Below are 5,967 nucleotides of genomic sequence, written 5' to 3'. Positions count from 1 at the left end.
ATAAAGCTTAAATGATTGATTTTATCTTTTAAATCAGTTGGAACCGAATGACCTTTATTAGCTAAATAATCAATATCAATTTGTTCCCATACCCACATAGAATCTACTAGAGTCCCATCTAAATCGAAAATTGCAGCTTTTATATTATCCATATTGCTATCATCCTTTATATATTATATTTTAAGGTAATAGTATAATAAAAATAAAAAATAATCAACGAAATAGGAAAATTGAATAGGATAATATTAAGATATATTAATATAAGTATAAATTAATTAAATATACGAATATAATAAAAAAAACTATTGATTTGAAGTAATATAAGGTAGTAAAATTAAATAAATTAGTTAGCTCGGTTTAAATTAATTTATTTGCAAACGTTTACCAAATTTAGTTAGAATTATTTTTAGGGGGGAGTTTTATGGGATTAATAGCTATATTTAGCTACATTGCAATTATTCCTGTAGTATTATGCTTTTTTAAATCCTGGGGTATAAATGAAAGATTTATGGAGGCAAGTGATTATTTGGAAGGAAATTTAAATGAATAGACAAATAAAAAAAGCAAGGTAATCTACCTTGCTTTTTGGTCGGGGTGACAGGGATTGAACCTGCGACCTCATGGTCCCAAACCACGCGCGCTCCCATCTGCGCCACACCCCGTAGCACATAAATTATTATATAACGGATGTTTTTATATGTCAACAGTTTAAATTTAAAAATGTTGATTTTTTTAAAAGGGTGGATTAATATAGATTAATAACAGTTAAAATACCATTAAAGAGGTGAAATCATGAGAGCAACTACAATAATTATGGCTATAGCAAGTATAGGGTTTATAATAATTGCTTTAGGAGTATTAAAGAGTAAAAAATTAAGAAATGTTTTAGAGCAAAGTAATGTTTATAGTGATTCTAGTAAAATGTTAAAGTTTAATGGAATTTTTAATCTTTCAATCGGGATTATAGGATTAATTTTAAGTGTTTTGGACTATTTTTTCTACGAAAAGTCCAAAATTATTGTAATAATTTTTATAGTAGTTACTATATTAGGATCATTGATTCAAAGTATAATGGGAAAAAAATATAGAAATTATTAAAAGAACTATGCTGTAAAAGGCATAGTTCTTTTAATATAAGCATATATGGAAAAACGACTAAATGGTTCATATTGGAATTAAAATTATATAAAATTGTAATAAAAATAACATAAATTTCTATATTTTTAAGGCTAAAATTATTTAAAAAATACCTTTAGAATACATTTACATACAGTAAATATCCCATTGTTTTAAAATTTACCATTGTCCAAGCCTAGTATACGTGGTATAATAACTTCATATCATATTGGAGAGGGGGAATGGTCTAAGGACCAGAAAGTATATGAAGAAAAGAATTTTATCTGCTTTTATTGCAGGTGCTTTAATTTTAACTTCAGGTGTTACAGTTAATGCTACACCAAATGAAGAAGCAGTAATAGAAAACCAGAATAAATATGACGAAATTAACAAGAAGATAGAAGACATTCAAGGTCAAATATATAAATTAAATATGGAAATAGATCCGCTAGTAGAAAAGGTGGAAAGCAATAAGGTATTAATGCAAGACATTAAAGATGAGGTAGAAAATACTAAAAAGGAAATCGAAACATCTCAAGTTGAAATTGAAGATAAAGAAGAAGTTCTAGGAAAGAGATTAAGAGAGCTTTATAAATCAGGTGGACAAACTAGTTATTTATCATTAATATTTAGTGCAGAAAGTTTTAGTGATCTTATATCTAAAATAGATTCAGCAACTAGATTAGTTAATATTGATAAAAAAGTTGTAAGTGATTTATTAGAAAAGCAAGAAAAACTAGACAAGAAAATTGAGTCATTAGAAGTTAAAAGTGATGAAATAGCTAAAGTTAATGAGGAAACTACAAAGACTTTAGGTGAATTTGAAGTTAAAAGAGAAGAACAACAAAAATTAGTTGAAGAAGTTAAGACTGAATCAGCTAAATTTGATGAAGAATATTTATCAATAGCAGAAAGAAAGTTAGCAGAGCATGGATTAAATATATTAGCTACATCTAACTCAATAACTGAACTTCAAGATGCAATAAGTGGGTTAAGAAACCTTAGAGACAAGCAATTAAAGAGTCCTATTGTAATTGAAGAGATTAATAATAGTATAGAAGCTGCTAAGGTAAAGATTGATGATTTACAAGCACAAGCTGAAGCAAATGCAAACACACCTAATAGAGGTGATGGATCTAATGCTGGAACAGCAAGTGGGAATGCAATAGTTAGCTATGCATATCAGTTCTTAGGAACTCCATATATATTTGGAGCTACTGGACCAGATGCATTTGACTGTTCAGGATTTACTAGCTATGTTTATAGACATGCTGCTGGAATGGAAATAACAAGAACTACATATTCACAAATGGGTGTTGGTACGGCTGTATCACAAGGTGATTTACAACCTGGAGACTTAGTATTTACATATGGTGGTGACCACGTAGGTATTTACGTAGGCGGAGGAAGCTATATACATGCACCTCAAGAAAATGATGTTGTTAAGGTTTCACCAGTTACATCATTCTACACAGCTAGAAGAGTTCTTTAATTTGAATTTAATTAAATTTGATAAAATTACTCCGATTGTTTAACAGTCGGAGTTTATTTTTGTTTAAGCGATGATGTGATTTAAGAGTAACTAGTTTGATTAATTGTAAATTAATTATTGTTAGGTTATAATTATGAAAAAACATAACATAAAAGGATGATAATATGAATAGTAAGGTACAGTTATTAGAAGGAGAATCTATAGATGATTTGCAATTAAATGGACTTCATTTAATTCAAAAAAATGATGGATTTAGATTTGGAGTAGATGCAGTACTTTTATCTGATTTTGCTACTGTTAGAAAAAAGCACAGAGTTATAGATATATGTACTGGAACTGGTATAATTCCATTTTTAGTTTATGGAAAGTATAATCCTCAAAATGTTTTAGGTTTAGAAATACAGCCAGAAATGGTTGAAATGGCAAATAGAAGTGTTAAGTATAATGGATTAGAAGATAAGGTAAGCTTTGTAGCTGGAGATTTAAAAGATAAAAAACTTTTAGATAAGCTAGGTAAGTTTGATGTTCTTACAGTTAATCCCCCTTATAAATTAAATAATGCAGGGATACTTAATCCAAATGATAAATTAGCAATAGCAAGACATGAAATAATGTGTAATTTAGAAGATGTAATAATTGCTGCTAGAAGGTTATTAAAGGATAATGGAAGAATGTATATGGTACATAGACCAGAAAGGTTAATAGATATATTTGAGCTAATGAGAAAGTATAATATTGAGCCAAAGAGAGTAAAGATGGTTCAGCCTAATAGTAAAAAAGCTCCGAATATAGTATTGGTTGAAGGGCAAAGAGATGGAGGATCATTTTTAAAATGGGATGCTCCTTTATGTGTTTATAATGAAGACGGAACATATACAAAAGAAATAAATGATATATATGGGAGAGGTGAATAGTTATGAGTACGGGTAAGTTATATTTAGTTCCCACGCCAATAGGTAATTTAAAGGATATTACTTTAAGAGCTTTAGAGGCTTTAGAAAATGCTGATATTATTGCAGCAGAGGATACAAGACAAAGCTTAAAGCTATTAAATCATTTTAATATAAAGAAAAGCTTATTTAGTTATCATCAGCACAATGAGCAAGGAAAAAGCGAAGATATAATAACTAAATTAGAGGATGGTTTAAATATAGCATTAGTTACTGACGCTGGGACTCCAGGAATATCAGACCCAGGCAGTGTTATTGTTAGTAAGTGTATTGAAAGGGGAATACCGTTTGAGGTGTTACCAGGTGCTACAGCAATAACTACAGCACTTGTTTATTCAGGCTTAGATACGACAAAATTTGTTTTTAGAGGTTTTTTACCAAGAGAAAACAAGGATAGAAGACCTATAATTGAAGAATTACTTAATGTTAGAGATACAGTTATATTTTATGAAGCTCCACATAGGCTTTTAGATACTTTAGGATATTTAAAGGATAACTTAGGAGATAGAAAAATAGCGATTTGTAGAGAGCTTACTAAGTTACATGAAGAAATTTATAGAGGAACAATATCATCAGGAATGGAATATTTTGTTGAAAATAGACCAAGAGGAGAGTTTGTATTAGTTATTGAAGGTAAATCAGATAGTGAATTACAAGCTGAAAAAGAGGCCCTTTGGATTGATTTAAGTATAGAAGATCATATTTTAAAGGTTATAGAATCAGGTGTAGATAAAAAGCAAGCAATAAAGATGGTAGCAAAAGAAAGAGGAATACCTAAAAAAGAAGTATATAAGTATTCAATGGATATATAGTTAAATCCCCCTATAGTAAACTATAGGGGGATTTAATAAAGCTATTAATACTCTATATAAATATTAATTATTTCTTTAATTCAGCTAAACAGTTTTTACAGATGTTTTTACCTTTGTAATTAACAACATCTCTAGCATCACCACAGAAAATACAAGCTGGCTCATATTTCTTTAATATGATTTGCTCACCATCTACGTATATTTCTAATGCATCCTTTTCAGCGATATCTAATGTTCTTCTTAACTCTATAGGAATAACGATTCTTCCTAATTCGTCTACTCTTCTTACTACTCCAGTTGATTTCATAATATTTCCTCCTCAAAACAAGTTTCGACATCTTGCAACTTAATCTTACTAAATATGTAATTAAAAGTCAATATAAAAGAAAAATATTTTCAAATATTACAAATTTCTTATATAAAAAACTTCTTAAATCAAATATACTACCATAAATTAGAAATGTCAATACTATTTATAAAAATTTCCAATATTATAAAGAAATCTGTAGAATGGCTTGTCTACTAGCTTTAAATGGAATGGAGACTTTTGTTAAGTGTAAATATTAAAAAAAAAGCAATAAAATAAGCAAAAAATGTAAAAACAAAACTTCCTAAATGTGGATTTTTTATGAGGAATAGTAGTAGTTTAATTTAAAAAAATTAAACTTAAAAAAGTTTACTAAAGAAGTTTACACCAGAATAGGATTAAATTTTTAAATTTAAATTAATATAATGAATAATTTGGATTGAAATAGGTGAAAATAACTTGTAATAAGTTTATACGTACTATATAATAAAAATATCATAATATGTTAGTCAAAGGTGGATAGATAATGGTTAAAAAGATTGACACTAATTATATAAGTGAAGTGGCTGAAGAGATGTCATCTAATAGTATGATTTCTTATGATGATCTACCAAAGTATGATCTTTTTTTATCACAAGTTATAGATTTTTTAAATGATAAGTTTACAGAAGATAAATATACTAATAACATAGTTCAAAATTATATTAAGAGTGAAGTTATAACTAAACCAGAAGATGGTAAAAAAAGAGGATATACTAAGATTCATCTAGTTCAGCTAGTATTATTAAGTTATATGAGACCGGTTTTAACAACAGAAGAAATTAAAAAAGTTTTTAGTCTAGCTTTTAATGAAATCAATGATAGAACAGATGATATAATTGATTGGGAAAAGGCATATAAGATTTTCTCAGAAACTCAAAGCGATAGTTTTAAAGAGTTTTTAACTACTCCAGCAGTAGATGAGGAAAAATTAAATTCAATTATAGGTGAATTAGACTTAAACGAAAAGGATGAGAATAGCATAAGAACTTTCGTAATAGTAATGTCATTAATAGCTCAAGCAAGTGCTATTAAAAAGTTAGTTCAAAAGATAGTAACGGAATATCATTCAGAATAAAGATGACTCAGCTTATTGCTGGGTTATTTTTATTACCTAAAAATAATTTTATGGTTATAATAGTATATAAAGTATAACAGGGAATAGGTTTAGTATGGTTAGAGAAATTAATGTAAAGGAATCAGTTAGAGGCATAATTGAATATATATTAAAAAGTGGCCATTTAGAAAGTA

7 protein-coding genes, 1 tRNA gene and 1 pseudogene are annotated in these 5,967 nt (G+C 28.1%); 6 read left to right on the top strand and 3 right to left on the bottom strand.

The genetic code is table 11. The features are described 5' to 3' along the window. A pseudogene (locus ACRDBA_RS10700) lies at positions 1-152 on the bottom strand (HAD family phosphatase); the annotation flags it as partial. A gap of 269 nt (positions 153-421) precedes the next feature. On the opposite strand from ACRDBA_RS10700, the gene ACRDBA_RS10695 reads away from it, so the two are divergent. Beyond that, on the top strand, positions 422-550 hold the full coding sequence (locus ACRDBA_RS10695) for a hypothetical protein (protein WP_438572903.1): 129 nt from the start codon (positions 422-424) through the stop codon (positions 548-550). A gap of 36 nt (positions 551-586) precedes the next feature. Here ACRDBA_RS10695 and ACRDBA_RS10690 read toward each other — a convergent pair. Beyond that, positions 587-662 (bottom strand) — tRNA-Pro (locus ACRDBA_RS10690). A gap of 130 nt (positions 663-792) precedes the next feature. Here ACRDBA_RS10690 and ACRDBA_RS10685 point away from each other — a divergent pair. The 4 genes from ACRDBA_RS10685 to rsmI all read left to right on the top strand — a co-directional run bounded on the left by ACRDBA_RS10685 (position 793) and on the right by rsmI (position 4,370). Then, entirely contained in the window at positions 793-1,098 is a 306-nt protein-coding gene (locus ACRDBA_RS10685; RefSeq protein ID WP_438572902.1) for a hypothetical protein, read from the top strand. A 283-nt stretch (positions 1,099-1,381) separates the two neighbouring features. Further along, positions 1,382-2,608, top strand: a complete 1,227-nt coding sequence (locus ACRDBA_RS10680) for a C40 family peptidase (RefSeq protein ID WP_438572901.1) — start codon at positions 1,382-1,384, stop codon at positions 2,606-2,608. A gap of 164 nt (positions 2,609-2,772) precedes the next feature. Next, the gene (locus ACRDBA_RS10675; RefSeq protein ID WP_438572900.1) at positions 2,773-3,522 is read left to right on the top strand and encodes a tRNA1(Val) (adenine(37)-N6)-methyltransferase; all 750 of its coding nucleotides are present in this window, start codon (positions 2,773-2,775) and stop codon (positions 3,520-3,522) included. A 2-nt stretch (positions 3,523-3,524) separates the two neighbouring features. Then, complete coding sequence (gene rsmI, locus ACRDBA_RS10670; protein ID WP_438572899.1) at positions 3,525-4,370, top strand: 16S rRNA (cytidine(1402)-2'-O)-methyltransferase; 846 nt, start codon at positions 3,525-3,527, stop codon at positions 4,368-4,370. A 67-nt stretch (positions 4,371-4,437) separates the two neighbouring features. Here the strand turns inward: rsmI and ACRDBA_RS10665 are convergent, their stop codons facing one another. Further along, positions 4,438-4,677: an AbrB/MazE/SpoVT family DNA-binding domain-containing protein gene (locus tag ACRDBA_RS10665; protein ID WP_024614332.1), complete on the bottom strand. Its 240-nt coding sequence runs from the start codon at positions 4,675-4,677 to the stop codon at positions 4,438-4,440. Positions 4,678-5,203: 526 nt separating this feature from the next. Here ACRDBA_RS10665 and ACRDBA_RS10660 point away from each other — a divergent pair. After that, positions 5,204-5,794 (top strand): DUF1836 domain-containing protein, encoded by a 591-nt coding sequence (locus tag ACRDBA_RS10660; protein WP_438572898.1) that lies wholly within the window; start codon positions 5,204-5,206, stop codon positions 5,792-5,794. The last annotated feature ends 173 nt before the right edge of the window (positions 5,795-5,967 follow it).

This window comes from Clostridium sp., assembly GCF_051654825.1.
In the GTDB taxonomy this organism is placed as follows: domain Bacteria; phylum Bacillota; class Clostridia; order Clostridiales; family Clostridiaceae; genus Clostridium.
Note: the sequence above shows the minus strand (reverse complement) of the source record. Positions and strands in the feature narration are given on the sequence as shown.